This is a genomic window from Grimontia sp. NTOU-MAR1 (assembly GCF_035758505.1).
Lineage (GTDB): Bacteria > Pseudomonadota > Gammaproteobacteria > Enterobacterales > Vibrionaceae > Enterovibrio > Enterovibrio marinus.
Genome location: NZ_CP142108.1, coordinates 1,530,348 through 1,556,732, shown reverse-complemented (window position 1 = coordinate 1,556,732; position 26,385 = coordinate 1,530,348). Strand labels below are relative to the sequence as shown.

The following is a 26,385-nucleotide window of genomic DNA, read 5'->3' as shown; positions in this document are numbered from 1 at the left end:
TCGCCAATCAAAGTGAGGTGATGAGTTAGGTATAAATGGTCGGTTTCAGCATGGGGCGCTGAATGCGGTCGAACAGCAAGTCGTGGAAGCGATCCATTTCCGCTTCGCTGCATTTTTCCCACTCCAGTGCCTGACCCATCACGCCATGGTGCTGAAAGGCATTGAGGCGAATTTGAACCGACTCCGGCAGTTTGTTGAGATACGCGCCGACGGCATCCACTTCCGTATCCAAATCACTTTTCCCTGGAATATGAAGCAAACGCACTTCGTGCAGTTTTCCCATCTCAGCCAACAAGTCGATAGTGTCAATGACGCGGTGTTTATCGCGGCCAATGAGCCAGCGGTGTGTCTCTGATTGCCAGGATTTTAAATCAATCATTGCGCCATCAAGGTAAGGGGCAACACGCTCCCAACCTGAGCGGGATAATGAACCGTTGCTGTCGATAAAGCATGTTAGGTGAGACAACGCAGGGTCAGCTTTTACGGCTTTGAACAGCTCGATGATGAATGATAGTTGCAGTGTGGCTTCACCGCCTGACACCGTAATGCCGTTCAGGAAAAAGTGGTGTTGGCGAACCAAGGCCAGCATGTCGTCCAAACTGTAGCTGACAATTTTTGGATTGGACTTGTGAGGGCAGACGTCGATGCAAAGATCGCAGTGGGTACACTTTGCCGCATCCCAAACCACTTTGCCTTCAGCACTGAATGACAGCGCATCAGCAGGGCAGGGCGTTACACAATCGCCACAATCGGTGCAGTGATTGATAGTATGCGGATTGTGGCAGGTAATGCAGTCGAAATTGCAGCCCTGCAAAAAGATGACCAGGCGGTTGCCCGGTCCATCGACACAAGAGAATGTCAGGATACGGCTGACCAATGCGTTTGTCTTACTCGGTTTCACTGACATTCTCCGGCGGTATTTCTTTCTATCGCTTATTTGTAAACAGGCGTGGTCTCGAAGCTCACCACACGTGGTGCGCGGTCAAGAATACCTGTGTTGCAAGCCGCTTCCGCGCCAAGCCACGTGGTGTTCTTACGAGAGCCTTCGTCGTCGTATTTCGCGATGTCAGACAGTTTGATCATGTAACCCGTTACGCGCACCAGATCGTTTGACGCAACGTTCGCGGTGAACTCGCGGTAGCCCTTGTTGATTGCACCCTTACACAGGTTGAACATGGCTTCTGGGTTTGATTTTACGGTCTCGTCGATGGTCAGAATGTCACTGATACCCGAGGTGTAGTATTTGTGGTGACCAGCGGTTGCATGCACATAAGTTACTGGGTCTGGTTCAGTACCGTAAGGAATACGAACACCCGGTGTGACGTCTTTATCGATGCTGATGCCACCTTGTGAGTGCAGTACCGCTTTACCGTTCAGCCCGTACTTAACAGGGCTTGCTTCAACAATCTCAGCCAGTTTTGCAGAGATCGCGTGGCCCAGTTCGTTTGCTGCGATGTCGTGGCCGTACTTCAGTGACTGACCGTCTTTCTCCATCAGAATGTTAACCGCTTCCGCCATGCCGTAAATACCGAACATAGGCGCGAAACGGCCTTCTTCAATCAGACCTTCTGTTGCCAGGAAGTGTTTGAAGTAGTTTGAAGACTCGTGCAGGAAGCTGCTGCGAACGTCCATCAGTTCAACCATCAGCTTGCTGTACGTTGGCAGCACAGCGTTCAGGAAGTCTTCAGCACTTTCTGCTTTCTCAGCAGCATGCTTCAGGTTCATACGCACTAAGGTGTTAGAACCGCCAGCCAGTGGCAGCGAGTTGTAGCAACTTACAATACCGAAACGCTTGTCGCCGTATGCCGCAGCGTGCATTGGGTAGTTCGCGATGTGCGGCTTGCTGCACTCAACGATGTTTGAGGTCGCTTGACGCAGCAGGTCGTCAGACGTTACCGCTGGGTCGTACATGAACGTCAGGTTCGGTGCGATTTGCTTTAGCTCAGCATCCACGCGCAGGATAGTGCGACAGATGATGTTGTCTGCGGGGCCGATGTTTGCGTGCATGAATGCGTCTGGCAGGGTGCGGTCCAGCATGATCCAGAAACGCCTAATTTTTTGGTAGATCTCTTCGTCTGACAGTTCGCCCACGTAAGGCATCAGCACGTCATCCAACTGACCCACGTAAACAGGAATGTTGGTCACAGACGGTACGTGGTGGTAGATGATGTTCAGCATGTTCAGCGCATCATCAAGGTTCTCTGCTGGAGACAGCTCTAGGTACTCAGAACCCTGAGACAGGAACTTCGCGTAGTCTGGCAGTACGTAGCGTGGTTTGAACGGAGCGTGACCTTCAAACATGTCACAGATAACGCCGTCTTTCATCGCCTGCTCGATATCGTCCGAGATATCCATGTAAGGCAGGCTTGCTTCTGCTTCCAACGCCAGCCATTGGTTTTTCTGCTTTGGCGACAGGGTTGGATTGTTGATGATTTGGTAGAAACGTTCTTGAAGTTCTGTCAGATGCTTGCTCATGGAAAAGACCCTACTTTAATTTGGGTTTATTCTAAGCGCGAATCCGGTTTGCCACTATTGAACAATCAAGAAACGTATTTTTCCGAAATAGCAATCCGCGTTGCGGATGTAATTGACGTTTCAAAGGGTTGAAGGGGAGGGATCTGAGCCTGTACTCAGCGTAACTCAAGAATGCCCCAAAGTGAGTTAGCATTTCGAACAATCCAGCACTTGAATCGACGTACAATGGCCAAATTTTTCTATTGCATTCCCTATGTATAAAAATACAGGGATATGTATATAGTAAAAATGTGAACGCTTTAAATTCGGGACGCCCGATTTCTCACTTTTGGACCACAAGCCAATAAGCTAATCCACTGATTCTACTAAGCTGTATGATAAAGTGTCTTAAGTGTACGCGGACTAATCGGGCGTCTCGATTTTGTACTAAACGGGCTTTATGCCCGCTAATAAGTTGTTAGGTGACAAAGGAAAAATTAGACATGGAAGAACTTTTTCAAAAATACGCTGCGGCTTGGGATGCCTTTGACCCTGAAGCTATTGCTAGTCTATATCGTCTTCCTTGTGCAATAGTTGACTCAGATGGTGTTCAAACTTATACCGATAAGATAGAACTCTTAAATAAGTTTAGTAACAACTGTCGAGACATGGGCAATATTGGCTATAAGCAGGCAAAGTTTAGTATTTTAAATCAACAAAGATTAGACGTAGGGCAAGTGGCAGTCAATATTGGCTGGCTTATTGAAACTGAAACTCAAAATATAGAGTTTCGCACTTTGTATATATGTCACAAAATACAGCAAACTTGGTTTGTTTTTAGCGCTAACGTTTATCAAGGCAGTTCCTAGAATGTCACCTAACAAAAGCTTAAACAAAGGACGAAAAACAGCAGGCTTGCGCTCCTTCGTCGCTAATTTTAGCCTGCTATTTTCCGCCTGTTAAGGCGGGCGTTATGTGTATATAGGTACTCAAGAGAAATGAATAAAGAATTCGTGGCAAAAGATTTCATAATAATTACAGTTGTTGTAAGTCTATGGGTTAACGCCTCTGAGGTGTTTAGGTACTTCCTATTTGTACGACCAGAAATGCATAGCTATCTATCTGTTGTCTCAAATGTTGCTGATATGAGTTGGGGTATTTTTGCCATTTGGGGCTTGTGGGACACATTACTTACGGCTTTATACGTATTTTTATTCTGGCTGTGTGCTCAGGTATTTGGCAACAATACTAAATCAATCACTATTAGTGGTGTCATGTCTTGGTGCTTTTTCTTTGTATTATTTTGGGTTGGTATGGCAAATATGAACCTTTCAAGCTGGTCGTATTTAGTGACGGTTTTACCTATGGCCTTAGTTGAGACTTTAGTGGCATCGTATATAGCATCTAAGTTGTATTTGAGAAAATCACACAACAAATTAAGTCAGAAGGACGCGCAAACAACGAACGCCTCTGCTTAAGGCGTTATATGCTTTTTCAATTTCGGAGTTAGAAGCTTGAGTATTGAGTTAATCCAAAAGGAATGCTGTGAGCACTATCAAGCAATATATGCTCCTGTTGAGCTTACTCAACTTGTTACTATTTCTAAAGGCATTTATGAAGGCTCAACCCCGGTCGAAGGGGTTCGTTACCCATCACCAAACCATATGAGTGGTTGGTGGTTAACTACAGATGAATATGACGGCAACATCAGCTCATTGGTTGCTGTGCATTTTGAGCACATCATTGAAAAACGCCCTGAATTAGCAATATATATGGCTCTTCCTTTTGGGTATCGTTTTAACTTAGGTGGTGAGTCAGAGCATGTTTGGTTTGACCAAGTAGTTGCAGATGAAAGCATATAACAAGGCAAACAATGCGGGGCGCTTTGTCAATGCGGCAGCTTTTCAAAGTGTTCTGAATACAAAGGATTAAAGCAGTTTTGGGTGGTTTGATAAGCGCCCGTTATTGCGACGTTAGGGCTCTAGGAGGTCAATATTAGAATTTCGACAAAGCAATTATTCCTTGGTTATTTGAAGCAACTGAGCGTTATCGTAGATAAAGTACAAAATGATGTATTCTCTGAATCCTTATCTGACGGCATGTTTTCTCTTGAGTTAAACGCACAAGTTGCAGCTAATTTTTTGTTGAGAGGTTATTGCCCATTGGTAGGTGCTGATTCAGCGTCGTATAAACTCGTTGGCTCGGGGAAAGATTCTGTCTCTAAGATGCTAGAAAAGGTTAGGACACATCTCGAGTCAATGCCTGATGTGGAGAATTTTGATGACAATAAATCAATTTCTGATTCCGCCGGTTTTTCAGAAGTGTCACTCCCTCAAAGCAGCTTCATCTTAGAATACATAATCCCCAACTATATGTTCCACGTCAGTATGGTGTATGCAATTGCTAGGAAAAATGGTGTTCCGCTCAGCAAAGGTGATTTTGATGGCTTGCATAGCTATCCAATGGGTTTTAGGTTCAAGCCCTAACAAACTGCTCAAGGCGGACTATCAACGCTCGGCAATTTGGGCTCTAGTTTGGTAAAGTGTTTACGGCGGCTAGTTTAAGTATCGTGTAATGCGTTGCTAGCCACTTAGCAGGGCGTTAGGCTTCAAGGAGGAATCAGTGGGCATTAATCTAAGGAAAGCAGTCCAAACGGATGCTCGGGAAATCGCACAAATTCACGTGAATTCGTGGAAGTCTGCGTTCGATGGGCTTATGCCTGCTGATTATATTAATGGCTTTACCGTTTCATCACGTGTAGATGAATGGCAGAAAATAATAAGAAATAACACCGAGACTGTAGTTGTCGCTGAAAGAGCCAACAAGGTTGTTGGGTTCATGTCCTATTTTGCTTCCCCGGAGGGAGCAGAAATTATAGAACTAAGCAAACTCTACTTATGTCCTAGTGTCTATGGTCAACGACTTGGTAGCAGCTTTCTAACTCATTTAGAGCAAGAGTCCCAAGCTCTGGGAACAACAATGATCAAGTTATATGTGCTCGACAACAATGAAGCAGCAATTCAGTTTTATTCTAAGCATGGCTTTGAATTCGCAGATGGTTTTATGTCTGAGGAATTTGAAGGTTCAGTTATTATTGATCTATTAATGGTCAAGCGAGTTTAAGCCTAACAAACAATTTAAGAGGGATTCCCAACGCTTGGCATTTTTGCTTCGACTTCAATTTTAGTGGTTACGGTACAATGCTTTAGGTTGGGTGGTAGCGTTGCTCACCCCTTAATTGGGCGCTAGGCTTACAGGGGAAACTATGAAAATATTATATTCAGGTGGTCTTCAGGTTCGCTCTCATGATGCACAAGAACGCTTGCTAAATGTTAATACCTTTTTAGAAGGTGAATTTGCTCTCCACAACTTGTATCGAGAAGTTAAAGCAAGCGATTTTCCGATTGCTCAGGATTGCTTTGGCGATCAATTCCTTATTCGAGATAACTTGGTAGTTAAGTTGAATGCTGAAACTGGTGAGATTGATGAATTTGGTTGTACTTGGGAGCAGTTTTTGGCTTGGGTAGAAGAGGACCCAATTGAAAGATTGAATATTCCAAGCGATTTGGAGCTAAAGGTTGGTCAGCTGCTATTCGTTTATCCGCCTTTCTGTACTGTTGAAAGCAACAATGCATCAATAAAAGCAATTGATGGTATAGAGCTAATCAGCTTTCACGCAGATTTTGCAAGGCAGATAAATGGAGAACGTTAAGCCTAACAAATAAGAAGAAGTGTTGAGCAGCCGACCCTGAAAATCCATTCTTTGCCCAAACTCAACTTATCCGAAGTGAGCTGCTACGGGTACAAACCCTAACCCATAATTGTCCAGCCTCGTGTCAGGCCGATCAGCCTGGCACGTTAATGCCCCAAATCTTGTTAGTGCAATAGCGCTATGCGAGTTAAACTCCGAGGTTTGAGATAAGAAAATCTTATCTAAAATTGACCGTCAATCTGTATAAATGGTTTCTCGTTACTTGTTGATAGCGCGGTACAGAAAATGCCATTCCCCCTCACTTTTACATACGTTTCGTCAAGCTGCCACAAGGAGTCAGAGCGGATAAATTGATAATTTTTGAGAGTCTTACGTAGTTTCGGGGAATACTCAATAAACCAGCGGTAAAGCGTCGAACGGTTAACGGCGATCCCTCTTTCGGCAAGCATATCACTGAGGTGTGCGTAACTCAGGGGCGTAGAGCTGTACCAACGGACGCTCCAAAGAATGATCTCAGGGGCGAAGTGTTTCCATTTGAAATGGGGATTGTTCATTGGATCATATGTTCAGGAGAAGGTAGCTTGAGTCCGGTGCTCGATTTCAGTTTTTGCAACAAACCCTATCTATCAATATAAATGTGAAAAACTTGTATAGTTAATGCACTTACACTTAAAAACACAATCGCTCCCTCTTTCAAACCAAGATACCTGGCACGACAAAAGTGTGCGTTTTTTTGATGGAATAACGCTCAAATGCCGCATTCACATTTTTTTTACATTACTACCTACATTATGGAAGCGCCAACGAAAGAACTCCCTCGGGTAAATAAGATGTTAAGGAGATTCCAATGAAAAAGTTAATGTTATGCTCGACTTTGATTGCACTTGGTGTAGTGAGCCTTCCAAATTACGCAGCGTCAAATGCAGAAATTATTAACCAAGAAGAAGCCATTAAAGCTGCGCTCGGCGCTTTGAATATTGAAGTGCTTGGCATTCGCCATGATAAACCAGATACTCAATGGGATGTGTTCGTTAAAAAAGACGACAAAGCCTATGAAATAGAGGTTGATGCCCTAACAGGAAAGATTGTCGCAGCTGAAGAAGAAAGGCTTGCAGAGATAAAAGCAGAGCTATCAGGCGACCTATCCCATGAGGGTGTTATCGGAGACGTCGATAAGTAAAGAGTTAAAAATGATTAAGGCGGCACTGTTGCCGCCTGTTAACTATGTGTCGTGTTTGCAATGGTCAACTAAAACTGGCGATATCTTTGATTGAATTTATTGCTGAGGAAGTTACTCTGAGCAAGCCTTTTGATGATCTGACGAAAGAGCAATCACAGCCTCACATCCACCTTCTGGATGTGTACCAATCTTAAATTGCCAGCCATAGCGTTGGCACAAATCGTCCACAATCATCAAACCTAATCCATGCCCATCAGAATGCGGAATGGACGAAAAGCCTTCGCCTTCATCACGTACCGAGATGGTGTTCTCATCCATACTGATACGAATTGACCCTGATGGTGTCGCGGCGATGCCGTTGCGAATCAGATTGCCAAGAATAATGGTCAGTACAGCATTGGTCGCGCGCGTTCTTGGGTTGCCGTCGATCTGTACATCAAAGCTGAGTGTTTTCTCATCCGCCTGAGCTTGGCTTTGGAAGATGATTTGGTTGAGTTCTTCTTCGGTGATGCTGCGTACTGGCGAATCATCTACATTACGCTCGTAACGTACTATGCCGAGTAGGGCATCCACAATGGTCGACATCTGCTGCGTTGCATCCTGAATTCGGTTCACTTGGCGGGCTTGGAAATCCGTTTTCGCACTTCTCGCCAGTAAGCTGCTTGAGCCTTTCATCACCGTTAACGGTGTACGCAGTTCATGACTCGCGTATCGAGCAAAGGCTTGCTCGCGCTTAATGACTTGGTTGATTTTGTGGCGGTACTCATTCAACTCATCCGCAAGAGTTTGGAACTCTTTCGCCGAGCCTTCTGGCACACTAAAAGTCTGCGTTGCATCGCCTTGGTGATGATCGAGTTGGGTTTTAAGCGCATTGACGGGTTCAATCAGTCGCTGTGATAAGCGCAGCAACAGACTGCCAAACAGAAACATCAGCACGGCGACAATCGACAACACCATAGCGACGACGAGAATGAATTCCTCAGAGGTGATCTCGATTTCATCAATCAAGGAAACCAGGATCACCGGATGTTCAACGCCTTTATAGGTGTAAGTGCTCATGTAAACCATGCGTGAGTATTCACCGACCTCTACTTCGTCAAGAAAGTGCTTTTGACCAATTAGGTATTTTTGGTAGCGCTCGGCAACTAGTGAGATGTCATTGTACGCGGTGGTGAGCAGGTCAAGCTGAATACTGCCTTGCTCTGGATGGGACTTAAAATGTTCAATCGCCTCTTTTTTGTCGACCATAATACGACGCTCACCCACGCGGTCTTCAGACCAAAGCAGGGAGCCGGTAATCAACAAAAAGCAGAAGATGCCAATCACGACCGACACCAAAGAGAAAAACAGAGCGAGTCGCCCTGTCATACTTTGTGTGCTTTGCGTGCTAGCAAGTAAGCGATTGATCATGCACCTGTCTCCAAGCGAAAACCAACTTTCGGCACGGTGATCAGCACATGTTGTTCAAATGGCTTATCAAGTTGGCTGCGAAGTTGGTAAATATGGCTGCGCAGAACGTCGTTGTTCGGCTCGTTCTCTTGCCAAAGTTGGAAGGCGATTTCTTCGCGTGTCACCACATCGGGTGCGTTTTTTACAAGCATTTCCAGAATGGTGTAAGTGGTTGGGTTTAGCGCCAGCAGTTTATCTTGGCGGTAAGCCTTGCGCGTTTTTCGGTCGATAGACACTTCACCGTATTCCAACTTGCTCGACGCGACGGTGCCACGGTAACGGCGGATCAGTGCCATCATGCGCGCTTCAAGAATATCCAGATCGAAAGGTTTGGTCAGGTAATCATCGGCGCCGTGTTGAAAGCCTTTGAGCATATCGTCACGGCTATCGAGTGCCGTCAGTATAAGCACCGGTGTGTTATTGCCCGCATCGCGAAGTTTATTACACATAGTCAGGCCATCCATGCGTGGCAGCATAAGGTCGAGCAACATGATGTCGAAGGTGTTTTCCATCGCCAGTTTCAGGCCGAGCTCGCCGTTGTCTGCATAATCGAGTTCCATACCTGCACACTCAAAATAATCGAACAGCATGCCTGCGATTTCTCGATTATCTTCGACTAAAAGTACGCGTTTAATGTATTTCTCTCCAAGTGGGCGAGTTTTCGAAAATAAGACTTCGTCTTAACCGAACATTATTCACTAAGAACGTGAAAAAGATGTCAACAACACCTCTTTCACATTGATGTTTGTAGACTGGATTCATTCATCGGATTTAGTTGAAGAGTAGCATGTCAACCTTCAATATTCACGCTGCAACCTTTTCAAAGGTGAGCCAACACACTGAGCCTAAAACAGTTTTGTTGTAGTGGTGTCATTCTTTAACGAGCAAGAAGTCCTGCCTGAATTTCATCGTCGTTTAGCCACCGTTTTGGATGAAATGCCAGAACGCTGCGAAATCGTCTATGTCGACGACGGCTGACCTGCTCCTCAAAAACTAGACCATGCAGCACTAAGTCAAGAATCCATTATTTTTTATTATCAAAAACTCAATCGGCTAAGCCACCTTGCCAACTAGATTTTGTCCAAAACCTATTTAGAGCACCACGAGATTTACCTCTCCCAAAGTAAATAAGCTTCGACGATCGGAAACAAAAAACGCCGAGCAGTGCTCGGCGTTTTCGTATTTAGATTTGCGTTAGCGCTTACTTGATTTCCACGCCCTGCGCTTGAAGGTCAGCATGGTAAGAAGAACGCACGAACGGACCACAAGCTGCGTGAGTAAAGCCTAGTTCCAGTGCAATATCTTTCAGCTCATCAAACTCTTCTGGCGGCACGTAACGCTCTACCGGAAGGTGGTGACGGCTTGGTGCCAGGTATTGACCCAGTGTCAGCATGGTCACGCCGTGTGCTCGCAGATCTTTCAGAACTTCGATGATCTCTTCTTTGGTCTCGCCCAGACCCATCATCAGACCGGATTTGGTTGGGACGTTTGGATGCATTTCACCAAATTTCTTCAGCAGTTCCAGAGACCATTTGTAGTTCGCACCTGGACGCGCTTTACGGTAAAGGCGTGGTGCGGTTTCCAGATTGTGGTTAAACACATCTGGTGGATTGTCTTTCAGCAATTCCAGCGCAGTGTCCATGCGGCCACGGAAGTCAGGAACCAGCGTTTCGATGCGGATTTCTGGGTTCAGCGCACGGATTTCGCGGGTACAGTCAGCAAAGTGTTTCGCACCACCGTCACGAAGATCATCACGGTCTACTGAAGTCACAACCACGTATTTCAGCTTCATGTCGCTGATGGTTTTTGCCAGTTTCGCTGGCTCATTTTCATCAGGCTGGTTGGGACGGCCGTGTGCCACATCGCAGAAAGGGCAACGACGGGTACAAATCGCACCCAGAATCATGAAGGTCGCGGTGCCGTGGTTGAAACATTCCGCCAGGTTAGGGCAGGACGCTTCTTCACATACCGAATGCAGATTGTTTTTGCGAAGCGCAGACTTAATGTCTTGGATACGCTTGCTGTCCGCAGGCAGCTTGATCTTCATCCACTCAGGTTTGCGCAGCATCTCTTTTTGTTCGGTCGGCATGTTCTTGACCGGGATGAGCGCCATTTTGTCTGCATCGCGGTACTTAACACCGCGTTCCATCTGGATCGGTTTGCTCATAGTTGATTGCTTTCTGTTAGGGACTCGACCTGATCATAGCCCAGATGCGAAGTCAGTTTCTCTACTAACACAGGGTATAGCTCGGGCAGTGATGCCGGGCCCCCTAAATCGACGGTTTGTGTCATTGCCATGCCTTCATAACCGCAAGGGTTGATACGAAGGAAAGGTGACAAGTCCATATTGACGTTAAGCGCCAGCCCATGGAAAGAGCAGCCTCGGCGGATACGAAGACCCAGCGAGCAAATTTTATCGTTACCCACATATACGCCCGGCGCATCAGGACGCGCACGGGATTCAATACCGTAATGGGCGAGGGTATCGATCACGATATTCTCAATCGAAGTGACCAGCTCTCGCACACCCAGCTTTTTGCGTTTCAGATCAATCAGGAAGTAAGCCACCTGTTGGCCTGGACCATGATAAGTCACCTGACCGCCACGATCACTCTGTACTACCGGGATATCCCCCGTTGCTAACAAGTGTTCAGCTTTTCCCGCCTGTCCTTGGGTAAACACAGGTTCGTGCTCTACCAACCAGATTTCGTCAGTTGTATCGGCGTTACGTTCGTCAGTGAAAGCATGCATGTCTTTCCACGTTGGTTCGTAAGGACGCAATCCGAGTTGTCTGATAATGAGGCGGTTCTGCTGCAATGTACACCTGCCGGAATTGAATATGATGGGGATAGCTGTCTCAGTCACGACATTATAATGACAGACGGCTGAAATAACAGCCGCCTAATCGTATGGGTATTGTGGTTCTTTAGTCTGATAGAGGATTACAGAACCATGCGCACGATTTCAATGTCACCCAGTTCTTTGTACAGCGTTTCAACTTGTTCGATAGAAGTGGCCGTAATGGTGACTGAAACTGCGTTGTAAGTGCCTTTGCCGCTTGGCTTAACGCTTGGGCTGTAATCGCCCGGTGCGTGGCGCTGGATCACTTCCAAAACCAGATCTGTCAGCTCTGGCTTCGCGTATCCCATGACCTTGTAAGTAAACTTACACGGGAATTCCAGCAGGTCTTTTAGTTTTGGTTGCTCTTGCATCGGTTACTCCAGAATTGGTCACAGATCTTTCTCTGTTGACCCAAAATATATGTGCAGATGATCACGCAATTTGTTGGAAACGAATAGTAATCGTCCTGTGTTGAGAAAACAAGTTGGTGACTTTTTCTTGTACCGAAACAACCTTAAGGTGCCGGATTAAGCTAGCATCATCAGGTCGTCTGAGTATATATGGGGCCGAGAAGGGAAATAAAAAGGGCAGCCATTAGCTGCCCTTGAAAGTGATGGCTTGAGTCTTAGAACAAGTTCTTGAAGAACATGATGATGTAGTCCATCAGACGGCTGAACAAGCCACCTTCCTGCACGTCATTTAGCGCAACCAGTGGATATTCTGCGATGTCTTCACCGTCTACCTGATAGTAAAGCTTTCCGACTACATCGCCTTTCGCAATTGGTGCTTCTAGCGTTTTTTCAAGCACAAAGCTTGCTTCCAACTCTTTTGCCTTGCCGCGTGGCAAAGTTACATATGTGTCTTCAGAAACACCAAGCGCGACTTGATCGGTGTCACCCATCCACACTTTCTCTGTGACGAAAGTTTCATTCGCTTTGTGTGGGGCGACGGTTTCGAAGAAACGGAACCCGTAGTTCAGCAGTTTCTTGCTTTCTGCCTTACGGGCATTTGCGCTGTTGGTACCCATGACAACCGCGATGAGGCGCATGTCACCTTCAGTAGCCGAGCTTACAAGACTGTAACCTGCTTTGTCAGTGTGGCCGGTTTTGATGCCGTCCACATTCATGCTCTTGTCCCACAGCAGGCCATTACGGTTGTACTGGGTAATGCCATTGTAGGTGAACGATTTCTCTTTATAGATGCGGTACTCTTCCGGTACATCTCGGATCATTGCTTGACCCAGCAGCGCCATGTCGTAAGGCGTGGTATACAGGTCGTCATGGTCCAGACCGTGTGAGTTGGCGAACTGGGTGTCTTTCATGCCCAGGGTTTTTGCCCAGCCGTTCATTAGGTCTACAAACGAGTCTTCGGAACCTGCAATGTGCTCGGCCATTGCAACACATGCATCGTTACCTGACTGGATGATGATGCCGCGGTTCAGATCTTCCACTTTGACGGTGGTGCCAACTTCGATGAACATTTTTGAGCTGCCAGGGAAGTTCTTTGCCCAGGCGTTTTTGCTGATCACCACATCATCATCAAGGCTGATGTTGCCGCGTTCAACTTCCTGACCGATGACATAGCTTGTCATCATTTTGGTCAGGCTTGCTGGGTTAAGACGTTCGTAGGCGTTGTTTTCTGCCAGGATCTTGCCCGAGTTGTAATCCATCAGTACGTACCCTTTTGCCGAGATCTGAGGCGCATCCGGGACGACGGTTGGGGCTGCTACAGTTGCAGCGGAAAAGAAGACAGCAGTCGATAAGACTAAAGAGCGCAACAATGAGGGTGATTTTTTCATATATATAGGTACTTACTTGGTATTTCTTCAGTCAAAAAACTGCCAACACTATAGCAGATAGTCAGGGTAGTGTCAGACAGGGTTACAACAACTTACTAAATGACGAGCATTAGGAGCTGCTTACCTAAAATAGTCTTGGAACCTAATTACTGACACCCGATTTCTTGCCCGGTTCATCAGTAATTGGCTCTACAACGACGAATGCCTCATTTATTTGCTGTTCCCTGGCAAGTAATGCGGCTTTTTGTGTCTGGTCATAATCGTAAAATGGCCCCAAACGCACGCGATAAACGCTACCTGACTGATGGATATCTGTCGGCAACTCGAATTGCTTCTGGAATGTGTCCGCGGCCTTCTCCGCTTTGTCCTGACTGGATATCGCTACCAGTTGTACAAAATAGCGGTTAAGGCGGGCTCCTTGCCACTCATTATTGTCCTGAGGTTTGTCAACCTTGAGTAGTGTCACTTTTACAGGGGCAGTCCCGGTTTTGAGGATGTCGAGTTTGGATGCTGCGGCATAGCTCAGGTCAATGATCCGCCCTTCGTGAAAAGGACCGCGGTCATTGACGCGAACGATCGCTTTTTTGCCGTTAGCAGTGTTTTCTACTGCCACATAACTAGGTAGTGGCAGTGTTTTATGAGCCGCAGACATAGAGAACATGTCATAAATCTCACCATTTGAGGTTTTGTGACCATGGAACTTCTTACCATACCATGAAGCAATGCCCTCCCCAGTGTAACTCTCAGGGTTTGTCATCACTTGATAACTTTCACCGCGGACGGTGTAGTCCTTGTTACCCGCTCGGCTGTAAGGCTCGTATCGTGGCTGTGCATCTTCGACATGATCCAGCGTAGGAATGGCTTCCGGGGCTTTGTCATGTTCTAGGCTGTAGCGGTCATCATTTTGTGTGGCACAGCCGGAAAGAATGAGAGCGGTAATCAGCAATAATTTTTTCATTACAGAGCCTTAGAAAGCATTTTTCTATGAGTGTGAATAGACATTAAGATGCCGAAACCTGCCATTAGAGTCACCATGGAGGTACCGCCATAGCTGACAAGAGGAAGGGGAACACCAACGACAGGTAATATGCCACTTACCATGCCAATGTTAACAAAGACATAAACGAAGAAACTAAGCACTATGCTGCCTGCCATCATACGGCCAAACGCCGTTTGCGCACGGCTGGCTATTAACAGGCCGCGGCCGATGATGAAAAGGTAAAGTGCCAGCAAACATGAGACACCAATCATGCCCCATTCTTCAGCAATGACGGCGAAGATAAAGTCGGTATGGCGTTCTGGCAGGAACTCCAACTGAGATTGTGTGCCCTGAAGCCAACCTTTACCGCCAATTCCACCGGAACCAATGGCAATTTTTGACTGGATGATGTGGTAACCCGCGCCTAATGGGTCGGATTCCGGATCAAACAGGGTGCGAACACGGACTCGCTGGTATTCGCGCATCAGGAAGAACCAAAGTACTGGGATGAAAGCCGCTACCAAAGTACCAGCCCCTAAGATGATTCGCCAACTGATACCTGATAGAAACAAAACGAAAATACCGGAAGCCGCGATCAGAATAGAGGTGCCGAGATCGGGTTGCTTAGCGATGAGAATAGTCGGCACAAACACCATGACTAGACCAATTACCAACGTCTGGAAACGCGGTGGCAACGGCTCTTTGCCGATAAAGCGCGCGACCATCAAAGGGACCGCTAACTTAATCAATTCAGAAGGCTGAAAAGTAATGACTCCTAAGTCCAGCCACCGTTGAGCACCTTTGGCGGTTTCACCGAACAGTAATACAGCTATCAGCATCAACAGCCCTGTTACGTAGAGATAGGGTGCCCAAAACTCATAATGCCGCGGAGAGATTTGTGCGAGGAAAAACATCACTCCCAACGAAAGAAAGATCCGGAAAACCTGACGCTCCATCATAGCAATGCTCTGGCCACTGGCACTCCACATCACTATGAGGCCAAAGCCCATCAGAGCCAGGATACCAAGCAAAAGAGGCAAGTCTATGTGCAACCGCTCAAACACAGTCTTCTTCTGACCCGTGGATGCAAACAAGCTCATTGGACTTGCTCCTCCTTCTTATCAGCATTCTTATTGTTTTTGTAGCCATCAACCAGCATGTGGTCGAAGATGCGGCGGGCAATAGGGGCGCCATTGCTGGAGCCACCACCGGCATTTTCCAAAACCATAGAGACAATCACTTCCGGATCCTCAAAGGGTGCAAAGCCGGTATAAAGCGCATGGTCGCGCAGATGCTCCGCGATTTCATCCGCGTTATACTCTTCGTCTTCACCCAGACCAAAAACCTGTGCAGTACCTGATTTACCACCAGTGATGTATTCTGCATTGGCAAAAGCGCGGCGAGCTGTCCCTTTTTTGCCATGGTTGACGAGGCGCATTCCTTCTAGAGCGGCATCCCAGTATTTCTCATCTACGTTTTCAATCGGTGGATAGGGAGAAAATGGTGCAATTTCCATGACTCCTTCGTTCTCGATACGTTGGAGGAGGTGAGGAGGGTTTACTTCACCACGGTTCACCAATACAGAGGTTGCTTTAGCGATTTGCATTGGGGTAGCCGTCCAATACCCTTGACCGATGCCGACTGGGATCGTGTCACCCTTGTACCAAGGCTGGCGATGACGAGCCATTTTCCACTCTCTAGTCGGCATGTTGGCTTTGCTTTCTTCATGGATGTCGATACCCGTGTAATCGCCGAAACCAAAGCGACTCATCCAAGTAGATAGTTTATCGATGCCCAAGTCATAGGCAATTTGATAGAAGAAAGTATCCACCGACTCTTCAATCGATTGAACGATATTTACCCGACCATGACCCCATGCGAGCCAGTCACGGAAAGGTCGTGAGGTTGAGTTTGGTAAACGCCAGTAACCTGGGTCGTTTCGCGTGGTATTCAGCGTGATGGCTTTTTCTTCCAGTGCCGCAACGGCAATGAAAGGCTTAATCGTGGATGCGGGGGGATAGATGCCCAAAGTGGCGCGATTCACCAGCGGACGGTTTTTGTCATTCAGTAATTTGCGGTAGTTCTTGCCAGAAATACCGTGAACGAAAAGGTTCGGGTCATAGCTTGGCGTCGATACCATAGCCAGTACTGAAGAGTCTTTAGGATCAAGTACCACAACTGCACCACGGCGATCGCCGAGGATAGAGCGAATGTACAACTGCAGGTCAACATCAAGGTTAAGTACCAGATCTTTGCCCGGCTCTGGCGGCACATACTTTAGCGTGCGGATAATGCGTCCACGGCTGTTGACTTCCACTTCCTGATAACCAGCGGTTCCGTGTAATTCAGATTCGTAGAAGCGCTCTATGCCGAGTTTTCCTATATCGCGGGTCGCTTTGTAGTTATTAAGCACACCCTCACGATCAAGACGGTTAATGTCTTTATCGTTGATTTTTGCCACATAACCCAAAACGTGTGTCAGCGCGTCACCATAAGGATAGTAACGCTTCAAGTAACCTTTGATCTCAACACCAGGGAACTTGTGTTGGTTGGCAGAGAAAATGGCCACTTCCTCTTCCGTCATCTGGTTTTTCAGTGTGACGGCGTTAAAACGGCGGGTACGTTTCTTGTCGCGCTCGAAAGCCCGGATTTCGTTTTCTGAAATAGGCAGCAATTCCTGCAAGCTGGCAATGGTACCGGGAATGTCTTTCACCTGCTCGGGTGTGATTTCCAATGCATAAACAGGGCGGTTTTCTGCTAGCAACTTTCCATTGCGGTCGTAAACCAATCCACGGTTTGGCGCTACGGGAACGACCTTGATACGGTTGTCGTTGGAGCGGGTGATGTAATCATCATGATCTTCTACCTGAATGTTATACAGGTTGAAAAGCAAGACGCCGACAAGAACGAGAATACCGCCGAAAGCCACTACGGCCCGACGGAAAAAGAGGGAAGACTCGGCCTGATGATCGCGTATTGGACTACGCTTGTGCTTCATGAATTATTCCCGGTGATAAGGGTGATTTGCTGTTATGCTCCAGGCGCGGTAGAGACTTTCAGCCATCACCACACGTACCAGCGGGTGAGGAAGTGTCAACGGAGACAACGACCAACTTTGGTCAGCAGCTGCTTTACAAGCCGGTGCCAACCCTTCAGGGCCTCCAATCAGAATAGACACGTCTCGAGCATCTAACTTCCAGCTCTCCAGCTGCTCTGCGAGTTGCTCTGTGTCCCAGCGCTTGCCCGGAATATCCAACGTCACAATGCGGTTACCTTTTGGAACGGCGGCCAACATGGCTTCCCCTTCTTTTTGCAGAATACGCGCAATATCGGCATTTTTGCCGCGCTTACCCGCAGGGATTTCTACCAGCTCCAGCGGCATGTCTTTTGGGAAGCGGCGGCTATATTCTTTGTAGCCTTCCTCGACCCATTTCGGCATCTTAGTGCCGACCGCAATCAGTTGTAACTTCATTGCGTCAGTTCCACAGCTTTTCTAGCTGGTACAACTGACGTTGTTCATCTTGCATGATATGAAGCATCACATCACCGAGATCCAGTACAACCCATTCGCCTTCGTTTTCACCTTCCATACCCAGAGTATCTACATTGGCTGCGCGTGCCTCATCGGCGACGTGTTCTGCAATGGACGAAACGTGGCGCTTGGAGTTACCTGTGCAAAGCACCATAAAGTCGGTAATGCTGCTCTTCTCACGGACATCAAGAGTGACGATGTCTGCGGCTTTCATATCATCTGCTTTATCGACAACAAAGTCTTGAAGTTGTTCCGGAAGCAATGTTTTCCCCTTATCGGTTTTGGCCTAACGTTCTGCAAAAATGCAGGACAGTCCTTTTTCAGGACGAATCTAAAAATTATACCACTGGCTGTGATGAATAGAATACAGCGGTGTCGCTGTTTGACTGTCAGTTGACAGGTGATAGCGGAAGCGGATGACCACACATCTCCAGACAAAATGCGGAAAGTGCCGGCCAAGGTTGGCTGTCGAAGTCGGTTTTTACCATTACTTCGATGGCAGCAAGGCTTTGCAGAAGGTGCATCAGCGTTGGCAGCGTCAAACGGTGGAGCGCGGCTGTCATTGCTGGACGACGTGTTTGCCACACTCTGAAATGGTCAAAGATTTTGCTTAGGCCCATGCCAGACGCTCCGTATTCCTGCATTTTACAAAGTTGGATCAGCTCTTTTTGTATAACGCGCAGTAGGATAGTTATTTCCACGCCTTCAGCTTCAAGCTGGCGAACGATACGCGCTGCCCGCTTGGCTTTGCCTTCAATCAGTGCGTCGGTGAGTTGGAACGGCGTGTAGTGGTTGTGGCGTGACAAAGCGTCTTGGAGCCTCGGCAGTGTCAGTTCACCGTCGGGATAGAGCAGTTGAAGCTTCATCAGGCTTTGCGACAGTGCGAGAAGGTTACCTTCATGCCATTGGGCCAGTAACATCACGGACTCGTGATCCGGATGCAATCCCAGACTGTGGCAGCGGTTCTCAATAAAACGGGGTAGCTGTCTGCCATCAGGTGTGTTGCATGGCACATACAAACCGTTTGTCTGGAAGCTGGTAAACCACTTGGCTGATTCCTGTTTTTTGTTCAAGCGAGGACCATCAAGGACCAAAACCAAATCCTGATGCAGCATAGGCTGCAGCTCTTTCAGCGCATTCGCTTGAGCCGTGGTTAGCGGGTTTTCAGGTAATGCTAGAATGATGATTTGTCGGCTGGCGAACAGGCTCAGTGCCTGACAAACGTCGTAAACGTCCTGCCAGTTAAGCTGGTTGTCAATGACGAAGCGGTGCTTTTCGTCGAATCCCTGCTTCTGCGCAATATCAATAATGCTTTGCTTGGATTCTTCTTTGAGCAGTGGTTCGTTACCGAAAATAAGGTAAGTCTGACACAGCCCCTGATTAAGACGCTGTGTCAGTTGCTCTGGGTAAATCCTCATTGTGTTTCTTCTTCACCGCGAGTGGTGAAGCTCGACAGAGGCTTACCGCGTGTTTCGTCATCTTTGCCGTCGAAACGGGTTTCAATAGTCATGGAAGGCTTTTCTTCTTCTGCACCTTGATACAGTTCACGCAGTGCCTTTTCTTCAGCTTCTTTGCGATCGAAAGCTTCGATGTGCGTATTCAGGCGGGCAAGCTGTCGCATGATTTGTTTGGTCGCTTCAACACGCATTTCCTGGGCCAACATTTCCTCTTCCACTGACTTCGCCAAGGCGGTTAAAGGATTGTCGAGGTAAGTGCGGCTAAGAGATGTCGAAAAGTTATAGCTACCTTTCTCCGGCACTGTCACTGAGTAGCTGACGGTATAAGCAAATTGCTTTTCCGCTACACGGCTGTTCTGGTAAAGCGACAGTGTGCTTTCACCATAGCTCTCGCCTTTCAGATGCAAGTTGGAAATGGTTTGGGCGGGCGGGATGACATCAATGTCATGAAGACGCAGTTGTGTCTTCATTTCACGGGTGAGTTTGCCGTATTTATCGAAACTGGTGACTGACAGTTTCTGAATTTCTTCTGGCAGGTTGTAGCTGCCACGAAGGTGGAATCCGCAAGAAGCGGTGGCCAGAGCGGCCACCACGACTAGCAGGGTTCGGAGAGAGCGAAAGATCGATTTCACCGAATACTCCCTGTATTAGTTAGCAACGATGTTAACCAGTTTGCCCGGTACGTAAATCACTTTGCGTACGGTTTTCCCCTCGGTGTGCTTCACAACATGCTCGTCGTTCAGCGCCATCGATTCTACTGATTCTTTAGCTGCGTCTGCTGCAACGGTGATTTTTGCGCGAAGCTTGCCATTCACCTGAACGATGATCAGCTTCTCGTCTTCCACCAAGGCGTCTTGGTCAGCGACTGGCCATACCGTGTTGTCGATGTCAGTTTGACCCAGTGCAGCCCAAAGCTCAGTGCTGATGTGCGGAGTGATTGGGTATAGCATCGCAACAATTGCTTTGACTGCTTCATCCAGAATAGCGCGGTCAGCATCAGAGTCTTGAGGTGCTTTGGTCAGACGGTTCATCAGTTCCATGATCGCGGCGATCGCGGTGTTGAAGGTCTGACGGCGGCCGATGTCATCGCCCACTTTCGCGATAGTCTTGTGAACTTCACGACGCAGTGCTTTCTGTTCAGCGTTCAGTGCTGATGCATCCAGCGCAGCCACTTCACCTTTCGAAGTGTGTTCGAATACCAGTTTCCAAACACGTTTCAGGAAGCGGTTAGCACCTTCAACGCCAGACTCTTGCCACTCAAGCGTCATGTCTGCTGGTGATGCGAACATCATGAACAGACGCACGGTGTCAGCACCGTATTTATCAACCATCTCTTGTGGGTCGATACCGTTGTTCTTCGACTTAGACATTTTGGTCATGCCTGAGTGAACAAGGTCGTGGCCCTCGTTATCGACAGCGTTAGTGATGCGGCCCTTTTCGTCACGGCTAACGGTTACTTCAGTTGGAGAAACCCACTCAATGCCGCCTTTCTCGTTTTCGTAAGAGAAAGCATCAGCCAGTACCATGCCTTGACACAGCAGGCGCTTAAATGGCTCGTCAGATGTAACATAGCCCGCATCGCGTAGCAGTTTATGGAAGAAGCGAGAGTAAAGCAGGTGCATTACCGCGTGCTCGATACCACCAATGTACTGATCAACAGGCAGCCAGTAGTTTGCTGCTTCTGAGTCGAGAATTTCGTCTGCCTTTGGCGAACAGTAACGCGCGTAGTACCAGCTTGATTCCATAAAGGTATCGAAGGTGTCGGTTTCGCGCAGTGCAGGTTGACCATTGTAGGTGGTTTCTGCCCACGTCTTGTCTGCTTTGATCGGGCTGGTTACGCCGTCCATCACCACGTCTTCTGGCAGGATGACTGGCAGTTGGTCAGCTGGCACCGGATGCACTTCACCGTCTTCAGTGGTTACCATTGGGATCGGTGCACCCCAGTAGCGTTGACGAGATACACCCCAGTCACGTAGACGGAAGTTCACTGTCTTGTGACCTTTACCTTCAGACTCCAGTTTCGCTGCAATCGCATCGAACGCTTGCTCGAAGCTCAGACCGTCGAACTCACCAGAGTTGAACAAAGCACCTTTCTCGGTGTGTGCAGCTTCAGAGATGTCTGGTGCATTGCCGTCTTCTGCCAGGATCACTGGCTCAATGTTTAGGCCGTACTTGGTAGCAAACTCGAAGTCGCGCTGGTCGTGTGCAGGTACTGCCATAACAGCGCCTGTGCCATAGTCCATCAATACGAAGTTTGCTACGTAAACAGGTACTTCGCGGCCGTTCAATGGGTGAATAGCAGTAAGGCCAGTAGCCATACCTTTCTTCTCCATTGTCGCCAGTTCAGCTTCTGCTACTTTGGTGTTCTTACACTCTTCGATGAATGCTGCAAGCTCAGGGTTGGTCTCAGCGGCGATTGTCGCAAGAGGGTGGCCTGCTGCGATACCTACATAAGTCACACCCATTAGCGTGTCTGGACGTGTTGTGTAAACTTCAAGGTCAGCCTGACCTTTTACTTCAAATTTAAGTTCAACACCTTCAGAGCGACCAATCCAGTTACGCTGCATGGTTTTGACCATTTCAGGCCAGCCATCCAGGTTATCTAGATCGTCGATTAGCTCTTGAGCATATTCAGTGATTTTGATGAACCACTGCGGGATCTCTTTCTGCTCAACGATTGCACCTGAACGCCAACCGCGTCCATCTACAACTTGTTCATTTGCTAGAACAGTTTGGTCTACTGGGTCCCAGTTAACCGTTGACATCTTCTTGTACACCAAGCCTTTCTCGTAAAGTTTGGTGAAGAACTCTTGCTCCCAACGGTAGTATTCAGGGGTACAGGTCGCGAATTCACGTTCCCAGTCGTAGCCGAAGCCCAGCATTTTTAGCTGGTTCTTCATATACTCAATATTTTCGTAAGTCCAAGGTGCTGGTGCAGTCTTGTTCTTCACAGCCGCGTTCTCTGCAGGCAAACCGAACGCGTCCCAACCGATAGGCTGCATCACATTCTTGCCTTGCAAACGCTGGTAGCGAGAGATTACGTCACCGATGGTGTAGTTACGCACGTGACCCATGTGTAGTCGACCGCTTGGGTACGGGAACATGGAAAGGCAATAAAACTTTTCTTTGCTTGGGTCTTCTTGAACTACGAAGGTTTTGTTCTTGTCCCAATCGGCCTGAACTTTAGGCTCGATGTCCTGTGGACGGTATTGTTCTTGCATCGATGACATCCGGGAATTTGTGAGATAGGTTTAAAATGAACCAAAATAATCGACATAGAATAACTAAAGGTAGAAGGCGCAACAACAGTTGAATGCGGAGGTGGCCTATGTCAGAGCAAAAAGCGGAGTACAAGGTGCTGGTCGAACGGATCAGTGAAGCACTAAAGCACAGCCCGGAAGAACTGCAGCGTTGGCTGGATTTGTCTGAGAAATACGTAAAAGCGGCGTCAGACATGACTAAAGATGAGCTTGCTCTTATCGAAGCCTATTTCAAACGTGATGTGCAGGAATTTGGCGCACGTTACAACGAGCCCGAAGAAAACAAAGATGATGGTCAGTTGTTTCGCGACTTGATCGCTAACACATTGTGGGAGCAGCTTGCGGAGATCACTGACAAAACCCAGTTGGAGTGGCGTGAGGTGTTACAGGACATTCAGCATCACGGCGTCTACAATGCGGGTGAAGTGGTGGGGCTCGGCATTTTGATTTGCGAGAAATGTGGCAACCAGACTGAGCACACCCATGTAGATGTGCTGACACCGTGCATTAAGTGTGGCAGTAAAGAATTCAGTCGTAAGCCGTTTCCTGCTTAGTGAGAACGATAGAATTGAGTATTTTGTGACCCTGGTCTCAGGGCCGATTTACCCTAATTCCCTAACGGTTCGATATTGAACTTCTGCCCGGCCAGTGCGGCTTCGACCATCAGGCCGCCTTTGGCTTGGGTGAAAATCGCAATGCCATTGATGTAATAGGCTTTAGATTGCACGCTACCCGCGCTGGCTGAAGTGCCAGTTGTGCCGACATGTGCCGCTGCACCTTCAGTTAAAGCGGTGGCGGAAGCCTGTGCGCCTAACTCGAAACTGCCCGACATAAAGCTGTCGAAGGTTTCTTTGTCTTCAAAGAAAAGTATCTCGCTGAATGCCTGCCCGCCGAAGGTCAGGCCGATAGAAACCTGAATCAACTCTGCTTCAGCAACGGTTTGATTCCTCTGATACACCAGACCATTACCGTAAGCGCCGCCAATCCAGAACCCGCCTTTTCCAACAGAAGGAAATACCGCGTAGCCGTAAGCTTTCTCAAAGAAGGGTTTAACTTGCTCAAATCGATGGAAATTCGCCAGTGCAGCACGGGTATCCGCAAAGAGTTCGGCATCCGGATTGGCATGGGAAAGTGGAGCAAAGACTGATGCAAAAAGGATAACAACGGAAGATGCGATTCTGGCCAAGTGGCGCATAAGACTCTCCATATCAAACAAAATCAATCAACAAAAAAGCCAGAGGAATAAATCCCTCTGGCTGATTAGGACATGATTTTATAGCGCTTGTTCGCTCTTATTGTTGCGACTGATCACTAACGGTTGATTTTTGACCGCGGGTTAACAGAACCAGTGCCAACCCTGACAGAACAATCCATGCATAGAGAGGCCAATCTCCGAAGCGGGTGTAAGGTGTCTGGCCTGTCGTCGTCGGTACATCAGTTCTTAGCACTACCGTTTCAAACTGCGGGATTTGGTCGATGATGTCCCCTTTGTAGCCAATAGCAGCGGTCAGGCCGGTATTGGTGGCACGAAGAACCGGCTTACCATTCTCCAACGCGCGCATACGGGCTATTTCTAAGTGCTGATGGGGGCCGATTGAGGTACCAAACCAGGTGTCATTAGAAAGGGTTAGAATGAAATCCGACTCTTCCGTGAGGCTATGCCTAACCTGATCACTAAAGGCAATCTCATAGCATATGGCAGGGGCTAACTGATAGCCTTTGGCGTCTATGTTCGATTGGGTGTAATCACCTCGGCTGAACGATGACATGGGTAGATTAAACAGCGGTGCAAGTGGACGCAGGATATCCTCAAAAGGCACAAATTCACCAAACACAAGTAGGTGGTGTTTGCTGTAGCGTTGTGAAGAAGGGTAACTATAACCACCTTCCCCGTTGTCACCTAGGGTGATGACATTGTTGTATGCCTTACCGTCTGAGTTTACATCAAGTACGCCTGTAACAATTGCGGTGTCATTATTGATGGCTGCAGCGTCGAGTCTAGCCAGAAAGTCAGGTAAATCTCGCTCCAAAGCTGGTACGGCAGCTTCTGGCCAGATCACAATGTCTGCATCCCAGTTTTTTCGCGTTAGGTCCTGATAAGACAGAAGAGTTGGCCAGCGCTGGCTTGGGAGCCACTTTAGTTCCTGGGGGACATTTCCCTGAACCATGGCAACATCTACACTTTCTCCTGTTTTCTGCACCCAGGGTACAAAGGAAGAACCTGCAGCCACTGCAGCGACAACCAAGGCCGGAAGAAGCGAAGTGGCTTTTCGGTTTACCAGCGTGATAGCGATTGAGCCAGAAATGATAAGCAGTGCGAGCGTAATACCTTGCACACCAAACATAGGTGCAAAGAAGGCTAATGGCCCGTCAATCTGACTGTAACCAGGCCAAAGCCATGGGAAGCCAGTCAGGAACCAGCCACGGAACCAATCGATAACTAGCCAGAGTGACGGTGCAAGTAATAAATACGAGCGCGCTAACGGCAGTTGAACACGGCGCAGTATATAGGAGAAAAGTGCGGGGAATAGCGCAAGATAGGTAACCAAAAGGCCTATCAAAGCTAAGCCTATCGCCGTAGGTAGCCCACCGAATTTCTCGATGACGACATAGACCCAGCCAACGCCGGTTCCGAATTGACCCAGACCCCAAAAGAATCCGATATAGCAAGCACGTTTCGGCGATTGCCCGTGAATAAGAAGGAGAAGTGCCACCAATGAGACCAGCATGGCTGGCCAGAAGGAGTAAGGCGCGAAGGCGAGGGTGGCGAGTGCACCTGAAAAAGCGGCCCCTAAGATCCGCATGAATACTTGGGGCCGCTTAAATGTTTCTATGTTTAGCATTTGACGTTTATGCCGTTTCCTCTGCAGTAGTATCTGGAATAGTAACCTGCAATTGGATGATGCGTCGACTGTCAGCTGCCGTCACCTTGAAGTGGAAGTTCTCAATGTCCACTTCTTCACCACGTCCTGGCAGGTGGCCAAAGCTGGTCATCACGAGGCCACCAATGGTATCGATGTCGTCATCGCTGAACTGAGAACCGAACTTCTCGTTGAAGTCCTCCAGTGTGGTCAGCGCCTTCACCGCGAAGGTGTGTTTGCTGAGCTGGCGGATTTCCTGCTCTTCTTCGTCGTCGTATTCGTCTTCGATATCGCCAACGATTTCCTCAAGAATATCTTCGATGGTTACCACGCCAGACACGCCGCCAAACTCGTCGACAACGATCGACATGTGGTAGCGTTCTTCCTGGAATTCTTTCAGCAGTCTGTCAACTCGTTTGCTTTCCGGCACAACCACGGCTGGGCGGATCACTTTGTCGATGTCGAACGGTTCGCTGTCTGGCATCAGGTAACGCAGCAAGTCTTTTGCCAGCAGGATGCCTTCAACGTGGTCTTTATCATCACTGATCACTGGGTAGCGTGAGTGCTGGGCGTCATTGATGATAGTGATGATTTCTTCGAGAGGTTGTGAGCGCTCGATGGTCACCATCTGCGAACGCGGAATCATGATGTCTCGGATGCGCATTTCAGAAATCTGCATAACGCCTTCGAGCATATCCCGTGTATCGTGATCGATCAGATCGTTCTGTTCCGAATCACGGAATACATCTACCAGTTCCTGACGATCTTTAGGCTCACCTTGAAAGATCTGTCCTAAACGTTCGAAGAAGGTCTTTCTACTCGGACCTTCAGAGCTTTGTGAATTGTCTTCGTTCATTGTCTC

27 protein-coding genes and 2 pseudogenes are annotated in these 26,385 nt (G+C 48.0%); 9 read left to right on the top strand and 20 right to left on the bottom strand.

The window, feature by feature from the left end; translation table 11 throughout:
• Positions 1–25: 25 nt before the first annotated feature.
• Complete coding sequence (locus tag VP504_RS07205) at positions 26–907, bottom strand: YjjW family glycine radical enzyme activase (protein ID WP_325893605.1); 882 nt, start codon at positions 905–907, stop codon at positions 26–28.
• A 26-nt stretch (positions 908–933) separates the two neighbouring features.
• Positions 934–2,475 (bottom strand): YjjI family glycine radical enzyme, encoded by a 1,542-nt coding sequence (locus VP504_RS07200; protein ID WP_325893604.1) that lies wholly within the window; start codon positions 2,473–2,475, stop codon positions 934–936.
• Between the two features lie 482 nt (positions 2,476–2,957).
• Here VP504_RS07200 and VP504_RS07195 point away from each other — a divergent pair, with 482 nt between their 5' ends.
• From VP504_RS07195 to VP504_RS07170, 6 genes are all read left to right on the top strand, one after another.
• On the top strand, positions 2,958–3,323 hold the full coding sequence (locus VP504_RS07195; protein WP_325893603.1) for a hypothetical protein: 366 nt from the start codon (positions 2,958–2,960) through the stop codon (positions 3,321–3,323).
• A 129-nt stretch (positions 3,324–3,452) separates the two neighbouring features.
• The gene (locus VP504_RS07190) at positions 3,453–3,932 is read left to right on the top strand and encodes a hypothetical protein (RefSeq protein ID WP_325893602.1); all 480 of its coding nucleotides are present in this window, start codon (positions 3,453–3,455) and stop codon (positions 3,930–3,932) included.
• A gap of 36 nt (positions 3,933–3,968) precedes the next feature.
• Positions 3,969–4,316, top strand: a complete 348-nt coding sequence (locus VP504_RS07185; RefSeq protein ID WP_325893600.1) for an immunity protein Imm33 domain-containing protein — start codon at positions 3,969–3,971, stop codon at positions 4,314–4,316.
• Positions 4,317–4,484: 168 nt separating this feature from the next.
• Positions 4,485–4,940, top strand: a complete 456-nt coding sequence (locus VP504_RS07180) for a DUF1993 family protein (RefSeq protein WP_083939882.1) — start codon at positions 4,485–4,487, stop codon at positions 4,938–4,940.
• 136 nt (positions 4,941–5,076) lie between these two features.
• The gene (locus VP504_RS07175) at positions 5,077–5,577 is read left to right on the top strand and encodes a GNAT family N-acetyltransferase (protein ID WP_325893599.1); all 501 of its coding nucleotides are present in this window, start codon (positions 5,077–5,079) and stop codon (positions 5,575–5,577) included.
• A 142-nt stretch (positions 5,578–5,719) separates the two neighbouring features.
• The gene (locus tag VP504_RS07170) at positions 5,720–6,166 is read left to right on the top strand and encodes a hypothetical protein (protein WP_002538519.1); all 447 of its coding nucleotides are present in this window, start codon (positions 5,720–5,722) and stop codon (positions 6,164–6,166) included.
• A gap of 261 nt (positions 6,167–6,427) precedes the next feature.
• Here VP504_RS07170 and VP504_RS07165 read toward each other — a convergent pair.
• Positions 6,428–6,720 (bottom strand): annotated as a pseudogene (locus VP504_RS07165) (DDE-type integrase/transposase/recombinase); the annotation flags it as partial.
• Between the two features lie 293 nt (positions 6,721–7,013).
• Here VP504_RS07165 and VP504_RS07160 point away from each other — a divergent pair.
• Entirely contained in the window at positions 7,014–7,346 is a 333-nt protein-coding gene (locus VP504_RS07160) for a PepSY domain-containing protein (protein ID WP_325893597.1), read from the top strand.
• A gap of 111 nt (positions 7,347–7,457) precedes the next feature.
• On the opposite strand, the gene VP504_RS07155 is transcribed toward VP504_RS07160, so the two are convergent.
• Positions 7,458–8,756 (bottom strand): sensor histidine kinase, encoded by a 1,299-nt coding sequence (locus VP504_RS07155; RefSeq protein ID WP_325893596.1) that lies wholly within the window; start codon positions 8,754–8,756, stop codon positions 7,458–7,460.
• Positions 8,753–9,430, bottom strand: coding sequence for a response regulator transcription factor (locus VP504_RS07150; protein WP_325894001.1), 678 nt, complete (start codon positions 9,428–9,430; stop codon positions 8,753–8,755). Before VP504_RS07150 ends, VP504_RS07155 begins: the two co-directional genes overlap by 4 nt.
• 152 nt (positions 9,431–9,582) lie before the next feature.
• On the opposite strand from VP504_RS07150, the pseudogene VP504_RS07145 reads away from it, so the two are divergent.
• Positions 9,583–9,770: pseudogene (locus tag VP504_RS07145) on the top strand (glycosyltransferase); the annotation flags it as partial.
• Between the two features lie 226 nt (positions 9,771–9,996).
• Here VP504_RS07145 and lipA read toward each other — a convergent pair.
• The 12 genes from lipA to leuS all read right to left on the bottom strand — a co-directional run bounded on the left by lipA (position 9,997) and on the right by leuS (position 22,623).
• On the bottom strand, positions 9,997–10,962 hold the full coding sequence (gene lipA / locus VP504_RS07140; RefSeq protein WP_325893595.1) for a lipoyl synthase: 966 nt from the start codon (positions 10,960–10,962) through the stop codon (positions 9,997–9,999).
• Complete coding sequence (gene lipB / locus VP504_RS07135) at positions 10,959–11,612, bottom strand: lipoyl(octanoyl) transferase LipB (RefSeq protein ID WP_046307634.1); 654 nt, start codon at positions 11,610–11,612, stop codon at positions 10,959–10,961. The genes lipA and lipB overlap by 4 nt, the downstream gene beginning before the upstream one ends.
• A gap of 125 nt (positions 11,613–11,737) precedes the next feature.
• On the bottom strand, positions 11,738–12,007 hold the full coding sequence (gene ybeD / locus VP504_RS07130; protein ID WP_002542316.1) for a DUF493 family protein YbeD: 270 nt from the start codon (positions 12,005–12,007) through the stop codon (positions 11,738–11,740).
• Positions 12,008–12,261: 254 nt separating this feature from the next.
• Positions 12,262–13,434: a serine hydrolase gene (locus VP504_RS07125; RefSeq protein WP_325893594.1), complete on the bottom strand. Its 1,173-nt coding sequence runs from the start codon at positions 13,432–13,434 to the stop codon at positions 12,262–12,264.
• Positions 13,435–13,576: 142 nt separating this feature from the next.
• Positions 13,577–14,392, bottom strand: coding sequence for a septal ring lytic transglycosylase RlpA family protein (locus tag VP504_RS07120; RefSeq protein ID WP_325893593.1), 816 nt, complete (start codon positions 14,390–14,392; stop codon positions 13,577–13,579).
• Positions 14,392–15,513: a peptidoglycan glycosyltransferase MrdB gene (gene mrdB / locus VP504_RS07115; protein WP_325893592.1), complete on the bottom strand. Its 1,122-nt coding sequence runs from the start codon at positions 15,511–15,513 to the stop codon at positions 14,392–14,394. The genes VP504_RS07120 and mrdB overlap by 1 nt, the downstream gene beginning before the upstream one ends.
• Entirely contained in the window at positions 15,510–17,411 is a 1,902-nt protein-coding gene (mrdA, locus tag VP504_RS07110; RefSeq protein WP_325893591.1) for a penicillin-binding protein 2, read from the bottom strand. Before mrdA ends, mrdB begins: the two co-directional genes overlap by 4 nt.
• A 3-nt stretch (positions 17,412–17,414) precedes the next feature.
• On the bottom strand, positions 17,415–17,885 hold the full coding sequence (gene rlmH / locus VP504_RS07105; RefSeq protein WP_325893590.1) for a 23S rRNA (pseudouridine(1915)-N(3))-methyltransferase RlmH: 471 nt from the start codon (positions 17,883–17,885) through the stop codon (positions 17,415–17,417).
• 4 nt (positions 17,886–17,889) lie between these two features.
• Positions 17,890–18,207 (bottom strand): ribosome silencing factor, encoded by a 318-nt coding sequence (gene rsfS / locus VP504_RS07100; protein WP_062712797.1) that lies wholly within the window; start codon positions 18,205–18,207, stop codon positions 17,890–17,892.
• Between the two features lie 127 nt (positions 18,208–18,334).
• Positions 18,335–19,363 carry a DNA polymerase III subunit delta gene (gene holA / locus VP504_RS07095; RefSeq protein ID WP_325893589.1) on the bottom strand — a complete coding sequence of 343 codons (1,029 nt, stop codon included), beginning with the start codon at positions 19,361–19,363 and terminating at the stop codon, positions 18,335–18,337.
• Positions 19,360–20,034, bottom strand: coding sequence for an LPS-assembly lipoprotein LptE (locus VP504_RS07090; protein WP_325893588.1), 675 nt, complete (start codon positions 20,032–20,034; stop codon positions 19,360–19,362). The genes holA and VP504_RS07090 overlap by 4 nt, the downstream gene beginning before the upstream one ends.
• A gap of 15 nt (positions 20,035–20,049) precedes the next feature.
• Positions 20,050–22,623: a leucine--tRNA ligase gene (gene leuS, locus VP504_RS07085; RefSeq protein WP_325893587.1), complete on the bottom strand. Its 2,574-nt coding sequence runs from the start codon at positions 22,621–22,623 to the stop codon at positions 20,050–20,052.
• A gap of 107 nt (positions 22,624–22,730) precedes the next feature.
• Between leuS and VP504_RS07080 the strand changes: the two genes are divergently transcribed.
• The gene (locus VP504_RS07080; protein ID WP_062660652.1) at positions 22,731–23,216 is read left to right on the top strand and encodes a zinc ribbon-containing protein; all 486 of its coding nucleotides are present in this window, start codon (positions 22,731–22,733) and stop codon (positions 23,214–23,216) included.
• Positions 23,217–23,269: 53 nt separating this feature from the next.
• Here the strand turns inward: VP504_RS07080 and VP504_RS07075 are convergent, their stop codons facing one another.
• From VP504_RS07075 to corC, 3 genes are all read right to left on the bottom strand, one after another.
• Positions 23,270–23,857: a lipid-binding SYLF domain-containing protein gene (locus VP504_RS07075; RefSeq protein WP_325893586.1), complete on the bottom strand. Its 588-nt coding sequence runs from the start codon at positions 23,855–23,857 to the stop codon at positions 23,270–23,272.
• A 97-nt stretch (positions 23,858–23,954) separates the two neighbouring features.
• Positions 23,955–25,505 (bottom strand): apolipoprotein N-acyltransferase, encoded by a 1,551-nt coding sequence (gene lnt, locus VP504_RS07070; protein ID WP_325893585.1) that lies wholly within the window; start codon positions 25,503–25,505, stop codon positions 23,955–23,957.
• 7 nt (positions 25,506–25,512) lie between these two features.
• A complete protein-coding gene (corC, locus tag VP504_RS07065; protein ID WP_046307981.1) occupies positions 25,513–26,379 on the bottom strand; it encodes a CNNM family magnesium/cobalt transport protein CorC in 867 nt (288 codons plus the stop codon).
• Positions 26,380–26,385 lie beyond the last annotated feature (6 nt).

Bases quoted from the DNA above. Each gene is read 5' to 3' on its own strand.
- VP504_RS07205 (WP_325893605.1), bottom strand. From the start codon at position 907: ATGTCAGTGAAACCGAGTAAGACAAACGCATTGGTCAGCCGTATCCTG.
- VP504_RS07200 (WP_325893604.1), bottom strand. From the start codon at position 2,475: ATGAGCAAGCATCTGACAGAACTTCAAGAACGTTTCTACCAAATCATC.
- VP504_RS07195 (WP_325893603.1), top strand. From the start codon at position 2,958: ATGGAAGAACTTTTTCAAAAATACGCTGCGGCTTGGGATGCCTTTGAC.
- VP504_RS07190 (WP_325893602.1), top strand. From the start codon at position 3,453: ATGAATAAAGAATTCGTGGCAAAAGATTTCATAATAATTACAGTTGTT.
- VP504_RS07170 (WP_002538519.1), top strand. From the start codon at position 5,720: ATGAAAATATTATATTCAGGTGGTCTTCAGGTTCGCTCTCATGATGCA.
- VP504_RS07160 (WP_325893597.1), top strand. From the start codon at position 7,014: ATGAAAAAGTTAATGTTATGCTCGACTTTGATTGCACTTGGTGTAGTG.
- VP504_RS07155 (WP_325893596.1), bottom strand. From the start codon at position 8,756: ATGATCAATCGCTTACTTGCTAGCACGCAAAGCACACAAAGTATGACA.
- lipA (WP_325893595.1), bottom strand. From the start codon at position 10,962: ATGAGCAAACCGATCCAGATGGAACGCGGTGTTAAGTACCGCGATGCA.
- ybeD (WP_002542316.1), bottom strand. From the start codon at position 12,007: ATGCAAGAGCAACCAAAACTAAAAGACCTGCTGGAATTCCCGTGTAAG.
- VP504_RS07125 (WP_325893594.1), bottom strand. From the start codon at position 13,434: ATGAAAAAATCACCCTCATTGTTGCGCTCTTTAGTCTTATCGACTGCT.
- VP504_RS07120 (WP_325893593.1), bottom strand. From the start codon at position 14,392: ATGAAAAAATTATTGCTGATTACCGCTCTCATTCTTTCCGGCTGTGCC.
- mrdB (WP_325893592.1), bottom strand. From the start codon at position 15,513: ATGAGCTTGTTTGCATCCACGGGTCAGAAGAAGACTGTGTTTGAGCGG.
- mrdA (WP_325893591.1), bottom strand. From the start codon at position 17,411: ATGAAGCACAAGCGTAGTCCAATACGCGATCATCAGGCCGAGTCTTCC.
- rlmH (WP_325893590.1), bottom strand. From the start codon at position 17,885: ATGAAGTTACAACTGATTGCGGTCGGCACTAAGATGCCGAAATGGGTC.
- holA (WP_325893589.1), bottom strand. From the start codon at position 19,363: ATGAGGATTTACCCAGAGCAACTGACACAGCGTCTTAATCAGGGGCTG.
- leuS (WP_325893587.1), bottom strand. From the start codon at position 22,623: ATGCAAGAACAATACCGTCCACAGGACATCGAGCCTAAAGTTCAGGCC.
- VP504_RS07080 (WP_062660652.1), top strand. From the start codon at position 22,731: ATGTCAGAGCAAAAAGCGGAGTACAAGGTGCTGGTCGAACGGATCAGT.
- VP504_RS07075 (WP_325893586.1), bottom strand. From the start codon at position 23,857: ATGCGCCACTTGGCCAGAATCGCATCTTCCGTTGTTATCCTTTTTGCA.
- lnt (WP_325893585.1), bottom strand. From the start codon at position 25,505: ATGCTAAACATAGAAACATTTAAGCGGCCCCAAGTATTCATGCGGATC.
- corC (WP_046307981.1), bottom strand. From the start codon at position 26,379: ATGAACGAAGACAATTCACAAAGCTCTGAAGGTCCGAGTAGAAAGACC.